This window comes from Gilliamella sp. X-60 (assembly GCF_057063585.1).
Window position 1 is genome coordinate 1 of the sequence record NZ_JBXSQJ010000015.1, and the last position, 25,892, is coordinate 25,892.

Annotated in this window: 25 protein-coding genes; 9 read left to right on the forward strand and 16 right to left on the reverse strand. The window is 36.5% G+C overall.

Annotated features, from left to right (window positions below):
- The 4 genes from ACYIAM_RS08605 to ACYIAM_RS08620 all read left to right on the forward strand — a co-directional run.
- Nucleotides 1-1,181, forward strand: a 1,181-nt coding sequence (locus tag ACYIAM_RS08605; protein ID WP_483747972.1) for a M23 family metallopeptidase, incomplete at its 5' end; no start/stop codon positions are given.
- Nucleotides 1,182-1,218: 37 nt separating this feature from the next.
- Nucleotides 1,219-2,220 carry a hypothetical protein gene (locus ACYIAM_RS08610; protein WP_483747973.1) on the forward strand — a complete coding sequence of 334 codons (1,002 nt, stop codon included), beginning with the start codon at nt 1,219-1,221 and terminating at the stop codon, nt 2,218-2,220.
- Between the two features lie 117 nt (nt 2,221-2,337).
- On the forward strand, nt 2,338-2,502 hold the full coding sequence (locus ACYIAM_RS08615) for a hypothetical protein (protein ID WP_483747974.1): 165 nt from the start codon (nt 2,338-2,340) through the stop codon (nt 2,500-2,502).
- A gap of 57 nt (nt 2,503-2,559) precedes the next feature.
- A protein-coding gene (locus ACYIAM_RS08620; protein WP_483747975.1) for an IS3 family transposase occupies nt 2,560-3,641 on the forward strand; the annotation gives its coding sequence in 2 pieces (ribosomal slippage) (nt 2,560-2,800 and nt 2,800-3,641; 1,083 coding nt in all).
- A 174-nt stretch (nt 3,642-3,815) separates the two neighbouring features.
- On the opposite strand, the gene flgJ is transcribed toward ACYIAM_RS08620, so the two are convergent.
- From flgJ to flgB, 9 genes are read right to left on the reverse strand one after another with little or no spacing between them, the layout of a single operon-like run.
- On the reverse strand, nt 3,816-4,850 hold the full coding sequence (gene flgJ, locus ACYIAM_RS08625) for a flagellar assembly peptidoglycan hydrolase FlgJ (RefSeq protein WP_483747976.1): 1,035 nt from the start codon (nt 4,848-4,850) through the stop codon (nt 3,816-3,818).
- A gap of 12 nt (nt 4,851-4,862) precedes the next feature.
- Nucleotides 4,863-5,969: a flagellar basal body P-ring protein FlgI gene (locus tag ACYIAM_RS08630; RefSeq protein WP_483748006.1), complete on the reverse strand. Its 1,107-nt coding sequence runs from the start codon at nt 5,967-5,969 to the stop codon at nt 4,863-4,865.
- Between the two features lie 14 nt (nt 5,970-5,983).
- Nucleotides 5,984-6,673: a flagellar basal body L-ring protein FlgH gene (locus ACYIAM_RS08635; protein ID WP_174796512.1), complete on the reverse strand. Its 690-nt coding sequence runs from the start codon at nt 6,671-6,673 to the stop codon at nt 5,984-5,986.
- 10 nt (nt 6,674-6,683) lie between these two features.
- On the reverse strand, nt 6,684-7,466 hold the full coding sequence (flgG, locus tag ACYIAM_RS08640; protein ID WP_174796511.1) for a flagellar basal-body rod protein FlgG: 783 nt from the start codon (nt 7,464-7,466) through the stop codon (nt 6,684-6,686).
- A 29-nt stretch (nt 7,467-7,495) separates the two neighbouring features.
- On the reverse strand, nt 7,496-8,254 hold the full coding sequence (locus tag ACYIAM_RS08645; protein WP_483747977.1) for a flagellar basal body rod protein FlgF: 759 nt from the start codon (nt 8,252-8,254) through the stop codon (nt 7,496-7,498).
- Between the two features lie 14 nt (nt 8,255-8,268).
- The gene (gene flgE / locus ACYIAM_RS08650) at nt 8,269-9,480 is read right to left on the reverse strand and encodes a flagellar hook protein FlgE (RefSeq protein ID WP_174796509.1); all 1,212 of its coding nucleotides are present in this window, start codon (nt 9,478-9,480) and stop codon (nt 8,269-8,271) included.
- A gap of 16 nt (nt 9,481-9,496) precedes the next feature.
- Nucleotides 9,497-10,213, reverse strand: coding sequence for a flagellar hook assembly protein FlgD (locus ACYIAM_RS08655; protein WP_085247567.1), 717 nt, complete (start codon nt 10,211-10,213; stop codon nt 9,497-9,499).
- A 13-nt stretch (nt 10,214-10,226) separates the two neighbouring features.
- The gene (gene flgC, locus ACYIAM_RS08660; RefSeq protein ID WP_085247568.1) at nt 10,227-10,631 is read right to left on the reverse strand and encodes a flagellar basal body rod protein FlgC; all 405 of its coding nucleotides are present in this window, start codon (nt 10,629-10,631) and stop codon (nt 10,227-10,229) included.
- 5 nt (nt 10,632-10,636) lie between these two features.
- A complete protein-coding gene (flgB, locus tag ACYIAM_RS08665) occupies nt 10,637-11,047 on the reverse strand; it encodes a flagellar basal body rod protein FlgB (protein WP_160431465.1) in 411 nt (136 codons plus the stop codon).
- A 152-nt stretch (nt 11,048-11,199) separates the two neighbouring features.
- Between flgB and flgA the strand changes: the two genes are divergently transcribed.
- The 5 genes from flgA to flhA all read left to right on the forward strand — a co-directional run bounded on the left by flgA (nt 11,200) and on the right by flhA (nt 16,073).
- The gene (gene flgA, locus ACYIAM_RS08670; protein WP_483747978.1) at nt 11,200-11,859 is read left to right on the forward strand and encodes a flagellar basal body P-ring formation chaperone FlgA; all 660 of its coding nucleotides are present in this window, start codon (nt 11,200-11,202) and stop codon (nt 11,857-11,859) included.
- 78 nt (nt 11,860-11,937) lie between these two features.
- Entirely contained in the window at nt 11,938-12,231 is a 294-nt protein-coding gene (gene flgM / locus ACYIAM_RS08675; RefSeq protein ID WP_483747979.1) for a flagellar biosynthesis anti-sigma factor FlgM, read from the forward strand.
- 28 nt (nt 12,232-12,259) lie between these two features.
- On the forward strand, nt 12,260-12,694 hold the full coding sequence (locus tag ACYIAM_RS08680; RefSeq protein WP_160431467.1) for a flagella synthesis protein FlgN: 435 nt from the start codon (nt 12,260-12,262) through the stop codon (nt 12,692-12,694).
- A gap of 143 nt (nt 12,695-12,837) precedes the next feature.
- Nucleotides 12,838-13,968, forward strand: coding sequence for a flagellar biosynthesis protein FlhB (flhB, locus tag ACYIAM_RS08685; RefSeq protein ID WP_174796502.1), 1,131 nt, complete (start codon nt 12,838-12,840; stop codon nt 13,966-13,968).
- A 17-nt stretch (nt 13,969-13,985) separates the two neighbouring features.
- Nucleotides 13,986-16,073: a flagellar biosynthesis protein FlhA gene (gene flhA / locus ACYIAM_RS08690; protein WP_483747980.1), complete on the forward strand. Its 2,088-nt coding sequence runs from the start codon at nt 13,986-13,988 to the stop codon at nt 16,071-16,073.
- A 718-nt stretch (nt 16,074-16,791) separates the two neighbouring features.
- On the opposite strand, the gene cas6f is transcribed toward flhA, so the two are convergent.
- From cas6f to cas1f, 7 genes are all read right to left on the reverse strand, one after another.
- Nucleotides 16,792-17,361, reverse strand: a complete 570-nt coding sequence (gene cas6f, locus ACYIAM_RS08695) for a type I-F CRISPR-associated endoribonuclease Cas6/Csy4 (protein ID WP_174796500.1) — start codon at nt 17,359-17,361, stop codon at nt 16,792-16,794.
- Nucleotides 17,362-17,366: 5 nt separating this feature from the next.
- A complete protein-coding gene (gene csy3, locus ACYIAM_RS08700; RefSeq protein ID WP_483747981.1) occupies nt 17,367-18,377 on the reverse strand; it encodes a type I-F CRISPR-associated protein Csy3 in 1,011 nt (336 codons plus the stop codon).
- 35 nt (nt 18,378-18,412) lie between these two features.
- Complete coding sequence (gene csy2, locus ACYIAM_RS08705; RefSeq protein WP_483747982.1) at nt 18,413-19,336, reverse strand: type I-F CRISPR-associated protein Csy2; 924 nt, start codon at nt 19,334-19,336, stop codon at nt 18,413-18,415.
- Complete coding sequence (gene csy1 / locus ACYIAM_RS08710; RefSeq protein WP_174787114.1) at nt 19,336-20,715, reverse strand: type I-F CRISPR-associated protein Csy1; 1,380 nt, start codon at nt 20,713-20,715, stop codon at nt 19,336-19,338. The genes csy2 and csy1 overlap by 1 nt, the downstream gene beginning before the upstream one ends.
- A gap of 68 nt (nt 20,716-20,783) precedes the next feature.
- Nucleotides 20,784-21,107, reverse strand: a complete 324-nt coding sequence (locus tag ACYIAM_RS08715; protein WP_174787115.1) for a hypothetical protein — start codon at nt 21,105-21,107, stop codon at nt 20,784-20,786.
- A gap of 385 nt (nt 21,108-21,492) precedes the next feature.
- On the reverse strand, nt 21,493-24,816 hold the full coding sequence (cas3f, locus tag ACYIAM_RS08720) for a type I-F CRISPR-associated helicase Cas3f (protein WP_483747983.1): 3,324 nt from the start codon (nt 24,814-24,816) through the stop codon (nt 21,493-21,495).
- Nucleotides 24,813-25,766: a type I-F CRISPR-associated endonuclease Cas1f gene (cas1f, locus tag ACYIAM_RS08725; RefSeq protein WP_065637930.1), complete on the reverse strand. Its 954-nt coding sequence runs from the start codon at nt 25,764-25,766 to the stop codon at nt 24,813-24,815. Before cas1f ends, cas3f begins: the two co-directional genes overlap by 4 nt.
- Nucleotides 25,767-25,892: the final 126 nt, after the last annotated feature.

Below are 25,892 nucleotides of genomic sequence, written 5' to 3' on the forward strand. Positions count from 1 at the left end.
CAGCGATGCGGGCATTACACCAAATCTTAACGGGCACACTGATTTATTCAATCCAACGGAAAAAAGACCTACCGCCGCCGACTTTTACGGATAAGGATTTAAAGGAAGGATTACGCCGAAGCTGGACAGCGGAGTTGATAGGGCATTTACTGGTGAAATATGAAAGCGAATGGTATGCCGATGAAGCATTAAGCAAATGGAACGAAGTTGATGAGCTATTTGAAGAAGAAAAACAACAACAAAAAGCGCTTATCGAAGCGGGATTAGATGAGCTTGGCATCACCGAACCTTACCTACGTGATTTTGCCTTAGACGTGGTGGACGAGGCGCATAAACATGTCAAATCAAACTGGCAACTAGAAAAAGCGCAGCGCATTAAACCATCACTGTGGTGGAAACAAGTGGCACAGGCACAAGCCCAAACCCCGACAGCAAACACAGAAGCAAATACCCCTAAACTGACCAATCTATCGGCAGATGGCAAGGCATGGTTTATTCATCCGGTAGCGATGATGGATTATTTTAATATTGAACCGACAAAACTTTGGCATGAGCCTTTAGAATACCCACAACGAACGTGTTATAGTTCAAACCATAATCCTAATAAGTGGAATGGTGCTTTTGGTTATGTAAGAAATCAGGGAGCTAAAGCTCATACTGGATTAGATTTATTTGCGGATATAAATACCCCTTGTTATGCCTGTTTAGATGGTGAAATAGTCCAATATAAAGAAGAAGGTGGATATGGCAATGTGCTGGTCATTAAAGTTAAAGGTGATGATTTACGCGCATCAAGAAATGACTATACGCTTGAATTTACTGACAAAGACAAAAAAGAGATAGTCCAAGCCGATAATTTTAATATTAATGCTGACCATTTTTTCTTACGTTATTGTCATTTAAGTGATAAACATGCTGACTTAAAAGTCGGGGATAAGGTTAAATCGGGCGATTTGATAGGCTATACAGGTGATACCGGTAATGCTAAAGGACTTTGTAACCCTCATTTACATTTTGAAATCGCTATGAAGAAAAATGGCAATCGAACTCATACAGGCAATCTACAAAAGGATAGATTAGCCTACAAAATTAATCCAGCCTTCTTCGTTAATTTACAAACAATAGTTGAAGATGAACAGACAAAAGTAAAAGAGAAGAGAGAAAAACCGAAAGCAAAATAGCAAAGCACAAAATAGAAATAAATTAAGGAATAATGAAATGAATTATATCAAGCTTATTTTACTTATAATATTATCAATACCGACAATTAGCCAAGCAGAATTATATCGTATTTACACAGGCACCATTGGTCAAAATAAAGCTGAATTTTATTTTGGCGATGATTTTGCTGTTTATATTGATAATAAAGATTATCAGGTTAAGAATTTTGATTATATAAGAGAGAGTAGTTATCCGCCTACACTTAAATCTAATAATGTAAATTCACCAGATAACATAGTGATTGAAAATGTTGACAGTCATACTTTTAATTATGGACCAGAAACTTATCAACAATTAACAGGCTATACCCTTAATGGTGATAAGGTAAATTTACAAAAAACATTTGAATATAAAAAATATAATGAGCAACATCCATTGAGTGAAGCAGAGTTTAATAATATTGAATTTTTACAACAAGAAAGTTCTGAAGACTTTTATTTTAAGGTGATAATATCTAAGAAAAAAAAGGAAGAAGTAGAGATTGTGGGGATTAATATCTATAGTAAACATGATGGTCGCCTTATTCAAACTATTACCGGTATACAAGGATGTAAGTTTAATTCTTATGTTAGTATTATGGCTACTGGAACTGATTTTAATTTTGATGGTGATAATAATGATTTTCATCTGAGTAAAAATAGAAATTATGGTCCTAATCAAATAGCAGATTACTACGCTTATGACAAAACCCAACAACAATTTGTTAAATTAAATCTCGATGGTAATGGTTTTCGCTTTGATGATGAAGAAAAAGCCGCCACTAGCTACAAAACCTGCCCAGGTAAAAAAGACAATGACGAAATATCGCTAATCGATGATTTTAAATACATAGGCAATAATCGCTATAAACGGGTCAAAACCGAATGCCTGTATAAATCGGGACACCATCTAAACAAAGAAAGTAACCAATTTGAATATAAAAAACAAAGGGCGTGCAAACCCAAAGAAATAAAAGATTGTCGAAATTATATTGATACTAATGATTATGATGATTATTAATGGCACGGAGCTAATTATGTAGCTGAACTCATTCTTGGCGGAAAGGGACAAGATACGACGTTACCGAGTGTTTATTCTGAGCCTGCGAATGATGACGGTTTTTTCACTATTCGCTTTATGATTGAAAACAAGCCGTACTGGATAGCCGCCAGTAACGTCTTACACCTTAATGGCGAAGAGGGGCAACTTACTTCAAGCGCAAGTTATTGGCATGCTTTTCCATTATCATTAGATGACACCCTTTCTCCACAGGAAAAGAAACGTAATGTAACTATCCCCTAAAATAGTACAGCAAAAAAGTAGAAAATTCTCTATGATAAAAGTAAAGGGGATTTAATTATGAAAAAAATGACTGAACATCAAATCGTCGCTATTTTAAAAGAAGCTGAAGCGGGTATTCCCGTTAAAGAACTATGCCGTAAATATGGCATGGGTAATTCAACTTACTATAAATGGCGGGAAAAATACGGCGGAATGGAAACTTCGGATATCAAACGCTTAAAGGAGCTGGAGGCCGAAAACCGCAAGCTTAAGCAGATGTTTGCCGAACTGAGCTTAAAATCCCAGCTTCAGGAAGAAATTATAAAAAAGCTTTAGTGCCCACAAAGGCACGTAAAACGTGGGCACAGCAACTACAACAAAATTATTCAGTTACTATTGCTATGAGTTGTGCCATTGTTGGCTTAAGTCGCTGTGCTTACTATTATCAACCTAAATTACCGGATGATTCGGTGATTATATCAGTATTAAGTACTATCACTGACAAGCATTTACGCTGGGGCTTTCCCAAATGTTTTAAACGTATCAGAAAGCTCGGCTATAAATGGAATCATAAACGGGTGTATCGGGTGTATTGTGAATTAAAGCTTAATCTCAGGGTAAAGCGTAAAAAACGCATTCCTCCACGATGCCCGGAAAGGTTATTAGTACCCAATAAACAAGGTGAATGTTGGTCAATGGATTTTATGAGTGACAGTAGTCGTAATCAGCGTCGCTTTAGGACATTCAATGTCATCGATGACTTTAATCGTGAGGCGCTAGGCATTGATATTGCGGTAAGCTTACCGGCAGGGAGAGTTACCCGTTACTTAGATAAACTGGCCGAATATCATGGGTATCCATTAAAAATACGAGTCGATAATGGGCCAGAATTTACAGGAAAAACCTTTATAAACTGGGCAAAGTTACATGGTATAAACATTGATTATATCCAGCCCAGTAGCCCATATCAAAATGGTTATATTGAACGATTTAATCGTACCTATCGTACTGAAGTACTCGATTTATATCTTTTTAACAACTTAGCGCAAGCAAGGAGAATAACCGAAGAATGGCTAACCAGTTATAACACCGAAAGACCGCATGAAGCACTAAATAACATGACACCGATTGAGTATAAAACACTAAAACAAGCAGCATGATTTTCTACGTGAGTGTGTACTAAGTTTGGGATATTTACAAAATAGATACAATTTGATGTCCAGTCATTTTTTTCATGGTAAATCCTCTGTGGGTTAATCAAGAAAATTTTATACTCTTTTGCTGTACTATTTTAAGGGGGAGTTACAGTATTTAATGCCTAGTCATCCTAGGCATCAATTAAACGCAATTTTCCTAAACCCTGATACCATTGTTGGTTGATTATTTTGGGTAATTTGTTCGATACGATTGATGATCTGTATAAGTTTATCACTATAATTTGGATCAGTTGCATAATGTGCTGCTTGTAATTCTTTGGCAGCTGTTCTGGCATCTGGTGCGTTAACAACAGCACGATAACGTGGATTTTTGGTTAATAAATTAAGATAGTCGGTTAACGCTTGTTGTTTACTATTATAGACTCTAAAATTATCCTCAATTTTAGTCATTTTATTATTAACCCATTCTTGTGTGATTAAGCGAGTAGAATCCCCTTGCCATGACGCGTTGGCTTTGATACCAAAATAATTGTGGCTTACTTGATTATTAGTGGTTTTGATCTGTTTTTGTCCCCAGCCTGTTTCTAATGCAGCTTGTGCAATAATCACTTCATAAGCAATACCTGAATGTTTAGCTGCCTGCTTAGCTGGCTCTAACCAATCTTTTACAAATTTAACGATATGATCATCTTTACCCTCTTTTATTGGTGCATTTAAAGATAATTGATTAGTTGGATTGGTTTGATTTGCTTTATGACTTTGGTAAAGCATTTGCCCCCATGCTTGAGGCGATAAATTAGAGGGTGCATTACTAAATAAAGACTGAGCTAAATGAAGATTTTGCTCAGTTTTATTTGAATTAGCCTGTGATGAATTAGCTTGTGAGTTAATATTAATTGATGATGAAACCTTGTTAGTTAACTGTTTGGTGAGCATCTGGGCTAATCCAAACCCTTTACCCGCTGCCTGCTGTGCAATTTGTTGATCAAACATTGAAGTAAATAGCTGTGAAGCAGACTGACCAAATAAACCACTTTCAGGTACAGCCTTACGCATTGATTGCATCATCATATTAATAAATAATGATTCAAATTGCTTAGCAACTTGTTTAACACCTTCAGATGAACCATTTATTGCACTACGCTTTAGTTGGTTAAGACCCGATAAATCATAGGCAAAACGGTTGAATGATTGACCAATTTTAGTATTCATAAGCAATATTCTTTAAATAGTTTCAAGCGTAGCATGTAAACAACCCGCTGATTTTAGTGCCTCAAGAATCGACATTAATTCGGTCGGGTTTGCACCTAATAAGTTCAGTGATTTAATAACACGTTTTAAGTCAGCGCCTGCGGCTAAATTATGTAATGCCCCACCTTCTTGCTCAATACTTACTTGTGTATCAGGTGTTACCACTGTTGTGCCACCGGCTAATGGTGTATTGGGTTGACTGACTTTTAATTTATTATTCACCACTACAGATAAATTACCATGCGCTACAGCACAATTATCTAGCTGCACTTTTTGATTCATCACAACAACGCCTGTTCGCGTATTGATAACAACTTTGGCAGAAATTGGCGTGCGACCTATTTCTAAATTTTGTATTTTAGATAAAAATTGTACACGTGCGTGGCTTTCTTTTGGCATTTTTAAAGAAACCGTTGTGCCATCCAAGGCTACTGCACTATTTTTTTCTAATTTATTAATCGCATCCGAGATTTTTAAAGCACGAGTAAAGTCAAATTGGTTAAGATGCAAATGGATAATATCTTGTTCATCTAAACGAGTAGCTAACTCACGTTCAATCGTTGCGCCATTCGGAATGGTTGCACCCGCTGTTTGATTAACACTGACGCTACTTCCTTTACTACTTGCGCCCGCTCCTCCTACAAAAAGGTTACCTTGAGCAACAGCGTAAACTTGATTATCGACACCTTTTAGTGGTGTCATGATTAATGTGCCACCACGCAAACTTTTTGCATTACCTAGCGAAGACACAACGACATCAAGTTGTTGCCCTACACGCGAATAAGAGGGTAATTTAGCGGTTACCATTACTGCTGCAACATTTTTTAATTGCATATTACTGCCTGATGGTACAGTGATACCTAATTGCGATAACATATTGGTAATACTTTGAATAGTAAACGGTGTTTGTGAGGTTTGATCGCCGGTGCCATCCAGCCCAACAACAATACCATAACCAACTAAAGCATTGTCTCTTACACCTTGAATGGTCACTAAATCGCGGATACGTTCAGCATGTCCATTAGGTATAACCAATATCATCATAAAGATAAAGCCAAAAAATCGGCGCAATTTTCTTATCATAATCAGACTCGTTAAAATGGTGAAAGATTTAAAAATAGGCGTTGTAACCAGCCCATTGTTTGTGCTTCGTCAATATACCCATTACCGACATATTCAATGCGAGCGTCAGCAACTTGTGTTGAAATAACGGTATTATTACCGCTTATTGTTCTTGGGTTTACCACACCTGAAAAGCGGATAAATTCGGTGCCTTGATTAATCGCAATCTGTTTTTCTCCAATCACTTTTAAATTACCATTAATCATGACATCTTGAACGGTAACTGTGATAGTACCACTAAACGTGTTTTTAGCATTAGCACCACCCGTACCTTTAAAATCATTGCCACCCGCAATATCTGTTTCAGCTTTGCCCCTGCCAACTAACCCATCAAGAAACGTAGGCAACTTTTTTATACCTAAATTCACCGACCCATTGCGCCCTGCATTCACAGATGAGCTTTTGCTGGCACTAACGTTTTCTTGTAAAACAATGGTTAATACATCACCAATATTACGCGGACGGCGATCTTCAAACATGGGTTGATACCCAAAACTGCTTGGCTGAGCGGCTTGATAAATAGAACCGCTGGTATTTACAATTGTTGGCATTTGCGGAACAATGCTCGTTTCACCTTCAACTAAAGCTTGTTTGGGTAATTGCGCACAACTAAACAAAAAGAAGGCAATTGGAATATAAAAATATCTCAATACACTTATCATATTGTCAATTTTAAAGTTGATTTAACCGTTGTAGCATTTGATCAGATGTTGAAATCGCCTTGCTATTAATTTCGTAAGCACGTTGTACTTGAATCATATTCACCAGTTCTTCAGCAACATTGACATTAGACGTTTCGGTATAGCCTTGATATAGCAATCCTGCACCATTTAATCCAGGTGTGTTTTCGGTCGGTGTGCCTGAACTTTCGGTTTCTAAATAAAGGTTTTCGCCCATGCTTTCCAGACCTGCATCGTTAATAAAAGTATGTAAAGTGAGTTGACCAACTTGAACTTGTGTTGATTGATTCGCTAATGTCACATTCACTACACCATCACGCGCGACTGTCATTTTGATTGCATTGGATGGAATAGTAATGACTGGTTGAATTTCATATCCCGCCGCAGTCACTAATTGACCATTTTGATTGACTTGAAAAGCGCCACTGCGTGTATAAGCTTGTGTACCATCAGGCAATAAAACTTGGAAAAAACCTTGCCCGTTAATGGCAATATCACTGCTGTTATCTGTTGCCTCTAAATTGCCTTGGCTATGAATTCGCTCTGTTGCAACAGGACGAACACCAGTACCAATTTGTAAGCCTGACGGCAATGTAGTTTGCTCGGAAGACTGAGCGCCTGGTTGACGAACCGTTTGATACAATAAATCTTCAAATACCGCTCTTTGTCTTTTAAACCCACTGGTACTCACATTCGCTAAATTATTTGAAATGATATCCATATTCATTTGTTGTGCGGTTAAGCCCGTTTTGGCAATCCATAATGATTTAATCATAGTCTTTCCTACTTAATATATTGATAAATTTAAGTCAGCGACAAAATTTGGTTCGCTTTTTGTGCATTTTCATCTGCGGTTATAATTTCTTTCATCTGCATTTCAAACTGGCGAGCATGGCTAATTAAATCCACCATAGCAGTGACAGGATTTACATTACTCCCTTCTAATACACCTGACATTAGTTTTGCTTTAGGGTTATCTGGCATGACAGCACCGCGTTCATTACGTGCTTGGTCTGTTAGTTGAAAAAAACCACTATCACCACGGACAATCTCGTTACGCTCAAGATGCACTTTTTTTATTTTACCCACTTGGGCAATGGTAGTTGGTTTATTGCCAGCACCCAATGCAGAAAGTGTTCCATCGCTACTAATACTGATTTTTGATCGTTGAGGCACAGTTAAAACGCCACTATCACCAATTAATGGATAGCCTTGTATGTTAAGCGTACCATTTTCGTCAATTTGGATAGCACCATTACGCGTGTAAGCTTCGCTACCATCCGCTAATTGCACCGCCAACCAGTGATCTTCTGCCAAAGCAACATCCAAATTTCTACCCGTGTAGTTAAATGCACCCATGGTTGAGTCAAAAGTAGGCGTTGTTGCTGTTACCATAGTCCGTGTCGGCATATTCTTGGTTCCCACAATAGGAACCGCTTTCATTGCCGTTAGCTGGGCACGAAACCCTGCGGTGGAGACATTAGCTAGGTTATTAGTCGTCACTGACTGCCGGTTTAACGTCTGACTTGCTGCCGACATCGCTGTATAAATAACACGATCCATAAATAACCTTTAAATTAGCGCAAATTAACTAAAGTATTTAGAATTTGGTCCTGCGTTTTAATGGTTTGCGAATTAGATTGGTAATTGCGCTGAGCAACAATCATATTCACTAACTCTTGGCTCATATCAACATTTGAAGATTCAAGTGCACCACTGGCTAACGCCCCAAATGTACCGGAATTTGCCACACCCAATACTTCTGTGCCAGACTTAATTGTCGAACGCCAATTATTATTTCCTGCCGATTCTAGACCGTTAACATTGGCAAAATCAGCCATGGCAATTTGACCTAATAACATCGTTTGTTGGTTAGAATAAACGCCATAAATAGAACCATCATCATTAATGCTATAACCCACTAAATTACCCGGTGCATAACCATTAACAATTGGCGTTTTAATACTACCTACTTCTTTACCCATATTTTGCTGAGAGCTATTGGCTAATGATAAAGTAAAGGTATTGTCAGCAGATCCATTTAAGCCATTAATATTAATGGTCATTTCAGGATCACTAATTAATTTACCGGAAGAATCAAACTCCATTTGCCCCACTTTTTGTAAACTTGCATTAGGGTCACTGCTATCAAGATAATGAACATCCCATTGATTATCACCCGTTTTGACATAAAAGAGCTGAATATTACGTTGATTACCAAGCGAGTCATAAGTGGTAATGGTTGTAGAATAATTAAATGTATCTGCATCAAGGGCATTGACTGGTTGTTTGGCAGGAACTTTACTATTGGCATTTAAGTTTGTTTGCAAAGAAGCCTTGGTTGTCGCTGATGCATTTAACATTTCTTGCGAAATTTTTAATGGACCCGGTGCTGCACCTTGCTGCACTTGAGGTGGCGTTCCAGTTGCAAGATAACCAGTCAGATAAAGACCATCAGCAGAAATAATATTTCGCTCAGCATCTAATTGAAATTGCCCGTTACGAGTATAGAAAGCTTGCCCATTACTATCCACTAAACGAAAAAAACCATTACCTGAGATAGCCACATCTAGACTGTTGTTTGTGGTTGTGGCGGTTCCATCATTAAAATTTTGCATAACCGCAGCTACTTTTACCCCCATACCGACTTTTGAACCGGCATAGATATCGGCAAATGAAATGCTGGCGCTTTTAAAACCCACCGTTGCTGAGTTGGCAATATTATTACCGATCACATCTAACTGCTTTGATGCAGCATTCATGCCACTCACTGCTTGAGAAAATCCCATCTGAATTTTATCCTCTTTAAAGAATTTGACGTACTTCGTCAATACCAATTGAACCAAGTATTCCTAAATCGAGTAATACTTTATTATTAACTTTACTATTGATAACACCATAGACCACTGAATAAGCTAATGATGTGGATGATACTTTTTGCCCATCTGAACTTGCATTGACTGAAAAGGTATAACTGCCATCAGGCGCAATTGTCCCATCATTTAGCACACCATCCCAAGTAAAGGAACTTACGCCAGCAGGGATTGCGCCCAAATCAACTTCTCGCACCACATTACCATTTGCATCTTGAATGGTGATAATCACTGAATCGGCATCTCGCACTAACTCAAAGCCAAATGGAGTAGTAACCGTTTCTTTACCTGCATCTGAGCTTTCTAGTTCAGAGGTAGCTACTAAAATTTTATCGCCAGGCACCATGACACCCTTGCCGATCATGTTGCTCGCATTAACTGATAAGCTGTCATCAATCTGACCTGAAACCATTCCCAATGTTGTATTTAGTCTTTCGATACCAGCTAAGGTATTAATTTGTGCCAGTTGTGATGTTAACTGACTATTATCCATTGGATTGGTCGGATCTTGGTTTTTCATCTGAGCAATAAGTAGTGTTAAAAAATTATCTTGCAGCTCCCTACTTGAATTACCATCTGATGAATTTTTTTGAATCGTTTGCGGATTTTTTACCCCTGATGCTGAAACAGCAACATTACTCACTCCCATAAGCTTCTCCTTATTACTGGCCTAATGTCAGTGTTTTTAGCATTAAACTTTTTGCCGTATTAATCACTTCGACATTCGCCTGATAACTACGTGAAGCTGAAATCGTATTGACCATTTCGGCAACCACATCAACATTCGGTTTTTGAATATAGCCTTTAGCATCAGCCAACGGATGATGGGGTTGATAAACCAAATTCATTGGCGTGGGATCTTCAATCACTTGCGATACTTTAACGCCCGCAATTGAATTGGTTTGACCATTATCATCCACTTGAAAAATAACTTGCTTGGCTCGATAAGCTTCTCCAGAGGTACTTGTTACGCTATCTGCATTAGCTAAATTACTGGCACTGACATTCATGCGTTGGGTTTGCGCCATTAATGCTGACCCTGAAATTGCAAAAATTGAAAAACTCATCTTTATTATCCTTGCTGTAATACCGACATAACATTTTTAAATTGCTCACCTAAAAACGTTAAATTACTTTGGTAATGAATGCTATTGTCAATAAAGGCTGTACGCTCTTGATCCATTTCTACCGTATTACCATCAGCTGATGCCTGATACGGAATACGATAAAGTACATTTTGATTAAGTGTGACAGGCGCTTTTACCTGAATATGATGATCTGAGGTAATATTAAGTCCAACGTGATTAATGTTACTGTGCTTATTAAGCGCCTTACTTAACTCAGCATTAAAATCAATATCTCGCGCCTGATAGTTAGGCGTATCGCTGTTTGCAATATTTGCGGCTAATATATTTTGTCGCATTTCTCGTATATTTAATGCTTGCTGGTGAAAATTAACCCATGTATCCAATTTATCAAACATAAAATCATCTCACTTTTTTTGATAGTGAGGATTTTAAGCGAATAAAAAAAAAGTCATTGAGCAAATAACGATAAAAATTGCCCTTATTTCAAGATTTGTTTTATGCAATCATAAAGTACAATCAGTTTATGCATAATTTGAAACAGATAAACATGATTAAAATCGCAAAATTAATACTCGCTATTTTTATACTATTTAGCGGGTATCCTGTTGTGGCAAGTTCTTTTGATAAGCAGATTTACAATTTAATCTCTCAGCAATTTAGCCATAAAGTAGATGATATTTCGATTACTTACCTGACCGCCAAACCACAATTAAGTTGCGATACGCCTATACTTTCGTTATTAAATAAAAAAAAACAGTGGGGCAACATGACCATTTGTGCTCAATGTGATAATCAGAAAAAATTTATCCAGATTAATGTGGCTGTGATGGGGAACTATATTGTAGCTAAGCAAGCAATAAGCGCTGGTACTATCATCAACAAAGATCACATACGTATACAATCAGGTTGGTTAGATAAGCTACCTTCCGCTGTCATTTTAAATGAAGCTGACGTACTTAATCATATAGCTTTACGCAATATTAATCTTGATGAGTCAATCAAAACCACAATGCTTCAAAAAAATTGGCTGATAAAAGCAGGACAAATAACCAAAGTGATAATTAATGGTGAAGGTTATCAAATAGAAACGAATGGCAAGACTCTTAGCAATGGTGTATTAAATGATAACATTAGAGTTAAACTAAATTCTAACAATATTGTTGAAGGAACATTGACTCACCAAGGGGTTATTATTTTCAACAAATAATATTAATGATTTTTTTATTATTGCCGATAATAAAACTAAACAAATCACTTAAATCGTCAATTTGATTAAAGGTATTTTATGAGTATCGATGCAACAAAATCCGTGACAAGCATATCAGGACTACTTAACCGTGATGTAGTGAATGAACAACAAAAAAATCAAACAGCATCTGTACCAACCCAAAATAGTACTAATGCAAGCACTACCGTGAGTATCACTCAAAACTCAATGAATCTGTTGCATTCAACCGATAAAGATATTGATATAGAAAAAATTGAAAAAATAAAACAAGCCATTACCAACGGCACATTAGTTATTGATACCCATAAAATTGCAGACAAATTAATTAATCAATTACTGCAACATATTTAGAATAAGTCAGAATTACAGGGATATATAAATGTTAGAGCTCGATGACATCCTAAACCAAATAACCGAAATGTTACAAACACTCTCAGGAATTCTACAAACAGAACAACAAATATTAATTGATAATAGTTCAACAAATCAGTTAAATGAAATTATTAATAAAAAAAGCCAGTTATTGATTCAATTAAAGTTACTGGATGAAAAACGCGTAACATTAAGTAAACAATTAGGTATTCATCCCCCCTATAACGACAATCCAACCATTGCAGCGCATTGGCTATCTATCACAGACACAACAAAATTATTAGCTAATATAAATCGTGATAATGGATTAATCATCCAAAATCGCATGAATATTACCCAGCAATCAATTAACTATCTTAAAGGCATAAACAGTCCTGTTGTTTATACCAATAATGGCTACCAACAAGCCGATGTAATCTCATCAAAACGAGCCAAAGTTTAACAGAGAATTAATATTTGTTGATGGTAAAGGCGATAAATACCGCCAAAAATGCCCTCTTATTAAGCCAATAATTCGTGAGTAATTAGGTCATACTGTTAGCAGGTAAACTCTAATTAAACGATGAAGTTTTATTTGGTTCCATCATGGCTGACGATAATGATCTAGATAAAAGCGAACATCCCACCGATAGCAAAATAAAAAAAGCTAGGGAAAAGGGGCAGATCCCTCGATCTCGCGAATTAACTTCGTTGATAATCTTATTAATAGGCATCTCTTTATTTGGATTAATGGGTTCACATTTAGTTAACCAATTAATCATAATCATAAAAACAGCGATGACGTTTTCGTATAAAACAGGCAATGATAAGTTGATCGTTTTCAATTTAGTTAATTTGTTAACCCATGGCTTTTGGTCAATTGTGCCAATTTTTTTCGGTTTAGTTATAGTTGCCATATTCGCACCACTTTGTGTGGGAGGATTACTATTTAGCCTGCAATCAATTAAACCCAATTTTAAAAAATTAAATCCTATCGAGGGCTTTGGCAGATTATTTAGTACTAAAATTTTTTCTGAGTTACTAAAAAGTATACTTAAAGTTATTTTAATTTCTATCGCATCAACATGGTTTTTAATGCACCATTTTTATGACCTGCTTGCGTTACCCCATATGTATTTAAATAATGCATTAGCTAAAGCAATACAGTTAGTGATCCTTTGCGCAATACTAAGCGTTATATCATTAATACCCATGGTGGGGTTTGATATTTTTTATCAAATATGGAGCAATTTGAAAAAACTGAAAATGTCAAAACAAGAAATTAAAGATGAGTTTAAAGAGCAAGAGGGAAACCCGCAAATTAAAGGACGTATTCGCCAAATGCAACAAGCTATTGCCAGACGTCGAATGATGAAAGATGTGCCAAAAGCAAATGTCATTGTAACCAATCCAACCCATTATGCCGTTGCCTTACAATATGATGAAAAAACCATGATTGCCCCCAAATTACTGGCAAAAGGAACAGATAACATTGCGCTACGCATTAGAGAAATTGCCAGTGAATATAATATACCTCTATTAGAAGCACCGCCTTTAGCTCGAGCTTTATATCGTCATGGTGAAATAGGTGAAACGATTCCAACAGAGCTATATACCGCAGTTGCTCAAATTTTAGCTTGGGTATATCAATTAAAACATTGGCATAAATATGGTGGCAATAAACCAACCGTACCTAATAATTTACCCATTCCAGAGTCATTATCTGTAAATCAATAAAGGCAATTACTCATTTTATGATTAAATCTAAACTACATACTTTATTATCACTTAATACGTTAAAAAATGGTCATTATCAAATTTTAGCTGGCCCAATGCTCATCTTACTGATTCTTTCAATGATGGTATTACCCCTCCCTGCCTTTATTTTGGATCTATTTTTTACGTTTAATATTGCTTTATCAATTATTATCCTGATAGTGGCATTATTCACTAAACGAGTGCTCGATTTTGCAGCATTTCCAACCGTTTTATTATTTGCAACTTTATTAAGATTATCATTAAACGTTGCCTCTACACGAGTCGTTTTATTAAAAGGACACACCGGCAGCGCTGCGGCTGGACGGGTAATTGAAGCTTTTGGACACTTTTTAGTTGGCGGTAATTTTGCTATTGGTATCGTCGTATTTATCATTTTGGTTATCATCAACTTTATGGTCATCACTAAGGGGGCAGGTAGAATAGCCGAAGTGGGAGCTCGCTTTGCATTAGATGGCATGCCAGGAAAACAAATGGCCATTGACGCCGACCTCAATGCCGGCTTAATTGGTGAAGATGAAGCCAAAGCACGCCGAGCCGAAGTTTCTCAAGAAGCGGATTTTTATGGTTCGATGGATGGTGCTAGTAAATTTGTACGTGGTGATGCAATTGCCGGATTATTAATCATGGCCATTACCATTGTTGGCGGCTTGCTCGTTGGGGTTGTACAACATGATATGGCGCTATCTGATGCAAGTAAAACCTATGTGTTACTGACCATTGGTGATGGCTTGGTTGCGCAAATACCGTCACTGATTATTTCAACGGCTGCGGGAGTTATCGTTACGCGAGTGACATCGCAAGATAATATTAGTAATCAAATGATTACTCAGCTTTTTAATAATCCGCAAGTATTAATTTTAACCGCTGTCGTAATTGGTTTACTTGGGCTAATTCCGGGCATGCCAAATTTAGTTTTTTTACTTTTTACTGCCATTTTATCCATTCTCTCTTGGTGGCTAACTAAACAGAAAAAAACAGAACAGGCAGCCACGCCCAAACAAGCTAATGTGCAAGCAACCACACCGGCCAATATTGAAGCGACATGGTCTGATGTCAATATTGAAGATATATTAGCAATGGAAGTGGGTTATGGATTAATTCCAATGGTCGATCAAACTCAAAACGGTGAGTTGTTAGGGCGGATCCGTAGCTTACGTAAAAAATTTGCGCAAACACTGGGATTTTTACCTCCTCAGGTGCATATAAGAGATAATCTCTCGTTAGCGCCTTATCAATATAAAATATTTATCAAAGGTGGCGAAATCGGCAAAGGCGAAATTGTGAATAATAAATGGTTAGCCATTAATCCCGGTAATGTGACAGAAACCATTGAGGGCATTGCAACAACCGAGCCGGCTTTTGGGCTACCTGCCATATGGATAGATGAAAACGATAAAGAAAATGCGCAAATATTAGGATATACCGTTGTAGATACCAGTACGATGATCGCAACACACTTCAACCATTTATTACAACAATTCGCAAGCGACTTATTAGGACGCTTAGAAACCCAAGAACTGCTCGACAGAATAAAACAGGATATTCCAAAATTAGTAGAAGACTTTATTCCAGGCGTTGTGACATTAACCACCTTTCATAAAATACTGCAAAATTTAATCGCCGAAAAAGTGTCAATTCGAGATATGCGAACCATTATTGAAACGATCTGTGAACATGCGCCAACTCAAAATGATGCTTATCAGCTACTTAGTATGGTAAGAATAGCTTTAGGTAGAGTTATTACACAACAATGGTTCCCAGGCTCTGATCCAATTAATGTCATAGGATTAAATATCAATTTAGAACGTTTGTTATTACAAGCGCTGCAAAATACCAGCAATTTTGAACCGGGACTTGCCGAACACATTATTGAACAGATCAGACAAGCTATTAATCAACAAGATGCCATCGGCGCACCACCGGTATTATTAGTAAATCATGCATTAAGACCGATGTTATCGCAATTTTTAAGGTCTAACTTTCCTCAATTAGCGGTGCTATCGAATTTAGAAATCGCCGATAATCGAGAGATAAAAATGACTTCGCAAATTGGGGCTGAATAGTGATCTTATTATGCTAATAATGCGTAGTAATTATTTCCGTTATTTACAGTAATTTAAGACACTACGATAATAAATATCCATAAAAAAGCAAACTAACGCCATATCACAGACAAGGGATATGGCGCTGCTATCATAAACAAAACTAACCGTCACTGATTTAGCTAAACGTTGTATGGTCAGTTGTTCGACCATTTTATAACGTGCTAAAGAAAGCCCGATTAAAGCTGCTCGTCCCCCTTAACCAGTGCAAATATTATAAGGCCATCCGTTATGGAATTAAACGTTTAGCTAAAGTTGAACTATTTACTTTTTAGGTTATATTTTTGTAAAAGATATTCAGGATTCTATACCGTTTCAAGATTAGAAAAGCTGAAAAGAGCGATACACACTTTAATTGAAATCTAGCATAATCAACAAATATTCAAAAAAAGAAAACAAAAGTTTAAGCGATTTATTTACTTTTATAATACGGTTAAACCACATTGAAAGGGTTATATTGTGGCACTTAATGATTATTGAAATTACAACAATGATGCCATTTAAATCTGAACAATTTTTAAACTGCCTATACGGCATTGAAGTAGAATTTTATCTCAATAGTTCCTTATTGTAAAAGAGCATATTGCACTTTACCCAATTTTTACCCTTTTTTTGAGTCTATTTTAATATCAATAATAATCAATATATTAAAATCACCCTCAAAAAAAGGGTTAGAAATCTAAAAATCGGGGACTGTTGCGGTTTGGCTTAGTCCATAGCTATTAAATGTGCCTTGTACTGGCTCTGGGCATTTTTCTTGTTTTATCCACAAAATAAATTTTTGCCCTGTACTTTTACTATTCAAATGAAGGTGTGGATATTGCAAATGAACGCTTCCCCACTTTTCAATCATTTTATTTTTTACTTCAGGCGTCCATTTACCTTGTGCTGTTAATCGTTTTTCGGCACGCCTTAATGCACTCTGACCTTTAGGGTTAACACGGCTAAAACGTAAATAGCCTTTTATCGTCGTCGGTACTGTAGTGATAGGCATCAATAAAGCATAATCGCTAATTGATGATTTTTGCTGTATATCTGCTTTAAGATTTTGCAGTTCCTGCTCGGAGCCCAATAGGCGTATCACTCCGCCTAATGTTCGGTGCACATGGTAACAAGGAAAGCTAATTGCGATATTTCCTTGGTGATTGACCAAAATTTGGTGTAGTGATTGCATCACTTGATTCATCACATCCACTTCGGTTATCTCAATTTGCGAAATCGCTCGCAACTCTAAATAATGTGAGTGCATCTTATTTACTCCTTACCGCTGGCACCAAATACACCACCACGAATTAATACCGCAATTACATAATGTTGCTGATCAAGCGATGGTTTTTCACCTTTTAAAACCCAATTATCAAATAAGGTATAAAAATCTAATTTTTGTTTTGGTTGGCGGAAAGCATGCCCCATTGAAGTAACCGAGCCATACGGTTCTATCGCTATTGGAAATTGTGCATTATCTTCATACCAAGTATCGATGGTTCGGATAGCATTACTGACTTTTTGTGAATGCATGGCGGCTTGTTTGTTCTTCTCATACAATACTTTACTTTTTGTTTTGCCGGTATCTAGGATTAATTCTTGTGACGGATAGACTTCTTGACCTAAGCCCATTTTCAGTTTGGCTTCAACGTTAAAAATCACAAACTCTTTACCGGATAATCCTGCTTCAATCAGTTTAGCAAGATCATTTACCGATTTATCATCATAATCAAATGCATTAAGCTGATATTGTTTAACATCACTGACTTCAATGAATGGTTTTTTATCATTTTTTCGAGTAACTGAAAGGCTAATGTGCTCCGCGGTCATACGATTACGCCATAACCAACGGCCATTTAAGATATTAATGGCATAACGCTTAGCTAGAGCTATCATTCCTTGCGTTTGAATATAATCCTGCGTTGTTTTTTCTAGTTCTTTTTGATATTCGATATCATTACACACGGAAGGTTTACCTAAAAATGGCAACACTTTACAGCTCCATGTCACAACCAAAGTATCTTTATCGGCATCTAACGCAGCAACATCAACTGTTTGTAAATTTGGCTTTTGTATTTCAGCATCTAATTTGGTTGGATCGTTCGCAACTGCATTTTTAAGACGATTTGAAATAGTGCCTCGGACTGATTTTTCAGTGACTGTAACAGGAGATAATTTATTGGAATCCGTATTATCTTGCTGTGCAAAAATCGCATCAGAAATATCAAAACTACGTTCAAAAGCAAGTACGCTGGCGGTGGTGATTTTATCTTTACTCATAATGTATTCCTTATTCTATAATTTTCTAAATTTACTTAATTGGTTTCTTGATTGATAATATAAATTTCTGCATCATTAGATTGCAATTCACTGCATTTATAACGCCAAAAAGCCTGTGATAAATTCTCTTCCAAGCGTAAAGGAAAGACCCATTTACCAAGCCCATAAATACACTCCACAAATTGCGTGGCATGCTCATTACTGCGCGCATGTTCAACCTTACCCGCTGAAAATAGCGGTGAAATAGCTTGATAGCCCAAATGTAAAGGCACAAGCCAACCGCGACCTTGTTTAACCGATGTGGTTTGCCAGTGATCTTTTTCTTGTGGATGATGATGTAACATTGCAGTTTCAACCAAGGCATCAAGCGCTGTAGCATTAGGATCTTGTTGCTGTAATTCAGCAGTGATATCTTGTAAATCTTGTGGTGCTTCAACTAAAACAAATGCGGGTAATAGTGCATTGATTAAGTTTTTATTTGATTCTGATGCAGAATATAGTGCGACTGATTCGATATCGACAACGTGCCCACCAGCAACTCGTTGCTGGTAAAGTTTTTGTTTCATCTGTTGGATGAATGCTTGCTGTTCATCTGCATCATCTAATGTTTCACGATCTTCAATTTTTACCTCAACAAGTAATGAAACATCTAGATGAACTCGCCCTTCTTCAATAATTGAACGAGTACTACCATTTTTAGCTAGTGGATTGCGTGTTAATCGAAAAGTATAATCCGCATAGTTGTTTGGTCGATAAACTTGTACATCACATTCATGACATGCAATTAACACGCCATCTAAGTAAATAGGATTTTCTGATTCAATTTTACGACTTAAAGCATGAATAGCGCCTAGAAACCCCGAAATAGCTGGGAATCCATACGTTAATGGGCTAGAAATCGCATTGGCATTATGGATTTTGACATGATCAAATAATAAATAATAACGTAATGATGCCATTAAAATATCCCCTCCCTTTTACGTTGACTTGCTTTTACCGCTGCATTAAATTCACGGCGCCATTCGCTAAATTCAGGATCAGCAAATTGCTGTTTAAAATTTTTAAATTTTTCTTTTAAAATAGTTTGAATCCAAAAAGCAAATTGCTTTTCTAATTCTTGTTGCCAATCGCTTTGTTCATATCTTATTTTAAAATCGGTTTCGCCATCCAACATGACTCGTTTTGGATCAAGCCAAAGTTGTTGAGTTAGATTTAGTGAGGATTCCCTACTCCAACCAGCCCTTTTGGTCATTTGGATATGCGCAACGAACTTAAGAATTAATGTTAAGATGACAAAAAAAGCCTCTTTTCTATTGTTTCTCACAACAAAAATATTTTTTTTTGCTTCAACAGTATCAAATAATAACTTAAAACCATATCGACAATAATATTGAAATGAACTATTAAAAATGGTTTCTTGAAAATTTGTAATTGATGGAAACTGAGGTTTTTGAAATTTAGGTGGCATGGAAGGTAACAAAAAATTACGCCCCATTTGACTACCAATAAGTTGGCTTGCATTTTGAGCATTACTGCCACCCAGTTTAACAACGGCTAAATCATGAAAAGAAAAATAAGATTGATACTCAACATCCTTTTTTTTACGTAATTCTCGTGCATTTTTATTTTCTTCCGAAAATCGGGTTTGCACCTTCTGATAAACCAAATGGCACAAAGCACTAGGATGTAGTGGAATCAATAAGCGGTAATTATTTTCATGCTGTGACAAATAAGTTTCTTCACTATTCGGCCAGAAAATTTGCTTATTAAGTTCCGAAGCCTGCGCATCACTCCAATTATCTCTAAGTAACTGCTGAAAATTTTCCAAATAAAGAGTAGATTTATTTTTATCATCAGATAAAGCTTCTTGAACAGCAGGGTGATTATTAATAATAAGCTGTAAAATTGTTATATCATTTTTAACGACTTGGTTTAAAAGCCCAAATATATCTAAAGCCGCAGCACCACTGGCATCAAAAGGCAAAGTGTTCACTGTAGCAGATGATACTAAATTATTCAGATTATTAGGCTTTATCTGTGTATTGTAATTTGCGTTACAAGCCTTCGAGCTCGGGTGAACTCCTTTAGCTATATGGGTAGCAATAAGAAGCCATGAAATACGACGAATAGCTGCATCTTCCATCCACGTTTCAAAATCAAATCGCTTGGCTAACTCATCTAACTTTTGCTGAGCTTCATTAACTGCAACTAAATCACCCGCTTCTTTTGCTTTTTCTAGCTTAGCGGTTTCACTTTTATAATTACTATTATTGGCAAGCCGTTGTTGTAGAAAGTCTAAAATTACCTTTCTTATATCTTGCCAAGAAATATTGTTCATTGGCCCTCCTTATATTTTTTCGAAATTAAAAAGGCTTATATCATTAAATATAAGCCTTTAATTTAATGCTATGCTGCTTTAAATTTTAAGTATAAATTCAATATATTTAAAGCATTACTGTTATACACCCATTCTTTATTGGAATTAAGATATCTATAATTATCTTGTTCAAGCTTTAATTTCTTAACCAAATATTTAATTTCTTTAATTGTCGAAATATTTAGAATTTTCATTAGATCTCGAATTGAATAATATTTAGATTGCGTAGGTAATCCAACAATTAATTCATCATTAGCAGCAGGCGAATCAATAACAAATTTTTGCACTTGATTTAGTAATTCTTTATCAAAAGAAATTTGACGAGGTATAACAAAATATTTATTATTAGACATAGTATTTCTCCTTCATTTATGCCTAGGTTGAAATATGCTCTTATCAAATGACGTAAACATCGGATAAGAGCTTCTTAATATTTGTGAGTAAATCACGAAACAAATATATACGAAAAAAGCGAATAGATCAATAATAAATTAAAAGTAAAATATAATGGGAATGTTATTTTTATAAATTAAGCGTTATTGGCAAATAAAAACCGCCTATGCGGCGGTGGAACTATTAAATTAAAACAAAAATTTAATGTTTCTAAACTGCTTACACAGCAGTGCCATCAAGTATAAAAGAATTCCCTACCTTTTACTAGCAACCATTATTCACCTGACGATATTTTGTCAAAAAGTTTCAGGTAACTATGTGTTTCAGTATAAAAACAAGATTCTTTTATCCTTTCTTTTTATAAAATCCAAAGCAAGGATGAAAATACCAACTGTAATTACGATATAAGTTTACGCTACAAAATTCATTCGCTAATCGATATGGCGTTTTATTTGGGAAATATTCGGCTATTTTTGCTATGGCTTGCTCGACACTATTAACCAACCAAGGTTGGATGTTAGGATTAGCAAATGACCAGTTTTTATATTCAATTATACTATTTTGTGTATCTTCGCAGCGCTCATCTGGTGTTTGCCATGCGATATCTGCATAGCTAAATTGATAATCGCCATCATCGTCGAGTTGGCAAATATATTCATCTTGTGTCTTATCATTCCCTCTAAATGGCGAAATCGCCTGTAAATGCACACAATGGTGATGGGCTAAGCCTTGTTGCCAATAGCTGGTCACATAATTACTTTTACGGGCATTAATCGCAAACAGATCTGCCATGACCTTATGTTCTAGTTCGGCAAGAATCAGCCCATCTTCTGGGCTAGACTGAATACGTGGAACCGCATCAATATTTACTAACTGATGCTCAGGAATTAGTTCATTTGTTTTATGGGTTTTCAGCAAGAATAATGGCTTTTCTTCAAAACCTGGTTTAGTAAAACAGGCTTGATCTGTACGATAATTAGATTCAATTGCTTTTAAATTCGATCCTAATATGGCCACATTGGCCTTTTGTGCAATTTTTTGTGGCCGGTGACGCCATACTCGTCCAACTAACTGAATAATAGATCGCATGGATGATGGTTCTACAATTGCCCAATCATAATCGTGATCACGCCCGACTTCGGTGACTGGCGTACCTATTACAATAAAGATATGGTTTTCTTTCTTGCTACTTTTTATCGCTTGGAGAATTTCCGGTTGGCTAAATAGTGCCTGTTCATCACTGCGATTTAAAATTCTATCGAGCTTTTCTTCTAATTGGCTACGTAATAACAGCAGTTGCCGAGCATGATAAACCACGATATGAAAAGCAGTATCATTAGGTAACTTCGTTTGTGCATAAATTTGTTGTGTAAGTGAAATAACATCTTCTGTATGGGCAAAACGCATTAAACCGATACTTACCTTTTTTTGTGATTTTTTATCAATTTGATGATAATTTTGGTGAAATTGATAAGCTTGATCTAATAATTGTTTAGCTAGCACACCATAATTGATTTTTGAGTTTTCTGTTTTATTTTCTTGGTAATTTAGTAGATCCAAAATATGCCCTTTACGGCGGATTGCACTTTGTGCTAATTGATGAATGCGCATTGCTACAAATTGTTGATGGTGATCGCAAAACGTTTTAGTATCTGCAATTTGTGATATCGACTGTTCATATTCATCAAACCAGCCACATACAATGGTATTATCGGCATATTTATTATTTTGATTCCAAATTTTTCGCCCTGCTTGGTAAGCGTCAAATAATCCGGCAATTAAATCTGGTGTTAAAGTCGCCGATGACAGTAGTACTTTGCTCCCAAACAATCCAGCTAAATGCACTAAACGCGCTAGTGCAGGCAAGTCGTGTTGATCAAAATCATCTGGCTCATCTAAAATCAAATCTGAGGTTAACAATCTTAACGTTGGTGCAATATATTTACCGCCTCGGCTACATTCGCTAGCTTGAATAATATGGTCAATAGTGCATGTCACAATAGGCGCATAAAGCAATTGCCGTGCTTTACTGTCTTCAATAATAGTGCCTAATTCACAATCAGCAATACCACTTTCTGCTACATCAATATATTCATCAAGTAACGATTCGATAGATTCACTACCTTGGTTTTCTGAATTTGTTGGAGAATCGTTTTGCTGTATTTCTTCATTACTTAGCTCAAACAAGGTTTTTGTGGCTCGCCCACCAACTAAAATCGCCAGATGTTCATCACTTAAGTGTAATCTTTCTCTTAATGCTTTACCTGTTTGCAACGTTAAAACACGTAATCCCAATGCAATGGTAAAACGCACGCCCCGTTTTGGATTTGAAAGCGCATACATAATCCGCCCATTGGCTAAGGTTTTACCGCAGCCAGTCGATGCCATATTCACGCCAAAAAAGCCGCATTCATCAGATATGGGTTGATAACTTTTCGCTAAATCAAAAGCATGATTTTGCCATTGAAATCGTTTTATAGTTGTTCGTTTGGTAAAAGGTTTATGTTGATTGATTGCGGGTAATTCCGTGATTATTTTAGGTAATAAACGAGCAAAGCGGGCTGAAAAATTAGCAACACCGATTAAATGATCATCTAAACGTTGCTTCGCTTTTTTCAGGTAATTGGTATTGGCAATTAAGATTGCTTTATTTTTTTCGGCTTCGTTATTTGATAAAGATAAACTTGAGTAGTTATGATCAGCCACCATTAAGCTTAAACGCGAAATATGCAATAAAAACTCGTCAATATTAGACAATTGCATTAAGGGAACATGATTTAGAGCTTTGGCTGCATAACGGCTTAGTTTTTTCAGCCAAGGCTGACTTAAGGTAATATCGCTTTTAAGCTGCCAAAAATCGTTGGGTGAAGTGTGTTGACTATGACTATTTTTAACCCATTTGTCAATTGCCTTAAATGTTTTATAAAAACTTCGGATAGTTAAACCAGATATATCAAAATCTATTTTCTGTAAATTTTTAATATCCCCCGTTAATGAATCCGGTAAAAACGGCATTCTATGATGCGATACAATGAGCCACGCAATCCATTGTGCCAATAATGGTAACTGCGTAAGATCATTTTTTTCAACTTTGGTAAGCTGCTGGTACCAATTAGGATTCTGTTGTCGATATTGATCAAAATGCGCTAATCGATCAAATAAGGCTTCGTTGGTGGTGCAGTCTTGAATCATTAATAAAAATAATTGCAACGAAATCCATTCATGTCGATAAGGATCAGCCGCCACAGCCGTTTCTGCTCGTAATTTAGATTGAAAACCAATCGTTGCTTTACCTAAATCATGAAGTAGTGCCGCTATGGTTGTAATTAATTGAATGGTGGTTGCATATTGCCAACAATTTTCGCTGTCACTGCGTAAAATATTACGTTTAGTACGATTAGTTGGGACTCGTCCCTCTTGATTAAACTGACTGCGATCGCCCACAATCCACAAAAGATCAGTTAAATTTTTGCCATGTGTCCAGTAACATGCAACAGCAGTATTTTTTCGTGCAGTTTTACGTAATAATTTATAAAGCGTTTGTAGCCCTGCTTCGGTCATTGGGCTTTGCCATGTTCGTTCACCACAACGCTCAGCGAACTGATCAATAATGCGACGCGTTTCAGTTAATGCATTCTTTTTGCATTGGCTAACAAGTAAAATATTCATATTTGATCTGCTATCTGTTTTAAAGTATCAATAATCCTATCAAGTGCACCTAATTGAGCAAATTGCGCAATACATGCCATACGAAATTCTTTTTCACTATCCCCTTGTTTGGCTGATAAAAAGGCTTGAGGTAACACAATGCCATCTTTAATAATATCTGCCGCATCAAACACTAAGCCACCTCGGCGAGTTTTTCCGTGTAAAATAGCCAGCCCATGAGGGAGACCTAACACCCAACAAGCCGTTGCGCCAAGGCCATAGGCTAAATAGTTACCATGATCTAAAAACTGATTAGCGGGATCATGACTTTTGCCTCGTGTGCCTTGTTCTCGTTTAAATTTGTCATCTTGTAAGGTTAATTGATTTGCCATGCCATAAAGACGTTTGCTAATTCGCCCTTCTGCAGCTAAAAGTGCTTGGCTATTATCAACATCGGTAAATTGTTGTGTTGCATCAGTAAGAATATGCGCTAACTGCGTTGTATCAACATCCCAATCAAATTGCGGCCAACATTCACTAATAATATTAAGCCGTGTTTGTTGTAATAATTTAGCTGCTTGTAATCGACGTTTGTCATCAAACCAAAATTGACACCAACTTTGTAGATATTCTGTCGGACGATATTCACTTTGTGGCGAGAAAAACTGGCAAGCAAATTCAGATTCGGTTGATGAAAAAAGGGGCGTTCCGCCTCCGCCACAAAAGCCAATCATAACACCTGCCCGAGAAAGCTCTCGTACTGCCGCTTGCGTTAATGATGTTCCCGTACCTAATAAAATACAGGTGGTATTTGCTATTGGGATATTCCAATATAACGACTGTTGACCTTGCTCAGTCACATACTCAACTCGTCCACCATTAACCAAAACACGACAATGCTCTAAATAATAAATATTGGCTCGCTTGGAATGCATGATCGTTTTTAGATCAGAAGAATGAATCATATCCATGATGATAACTGATTAAATTAATTGAAATATAGCAAATAAATTAACATTATTTTATATTAAAAACGAGCAATTTTATTGTTTATTACAAACTATTGGGTAATTGCAAAGTTATCATATTGCGGCAGG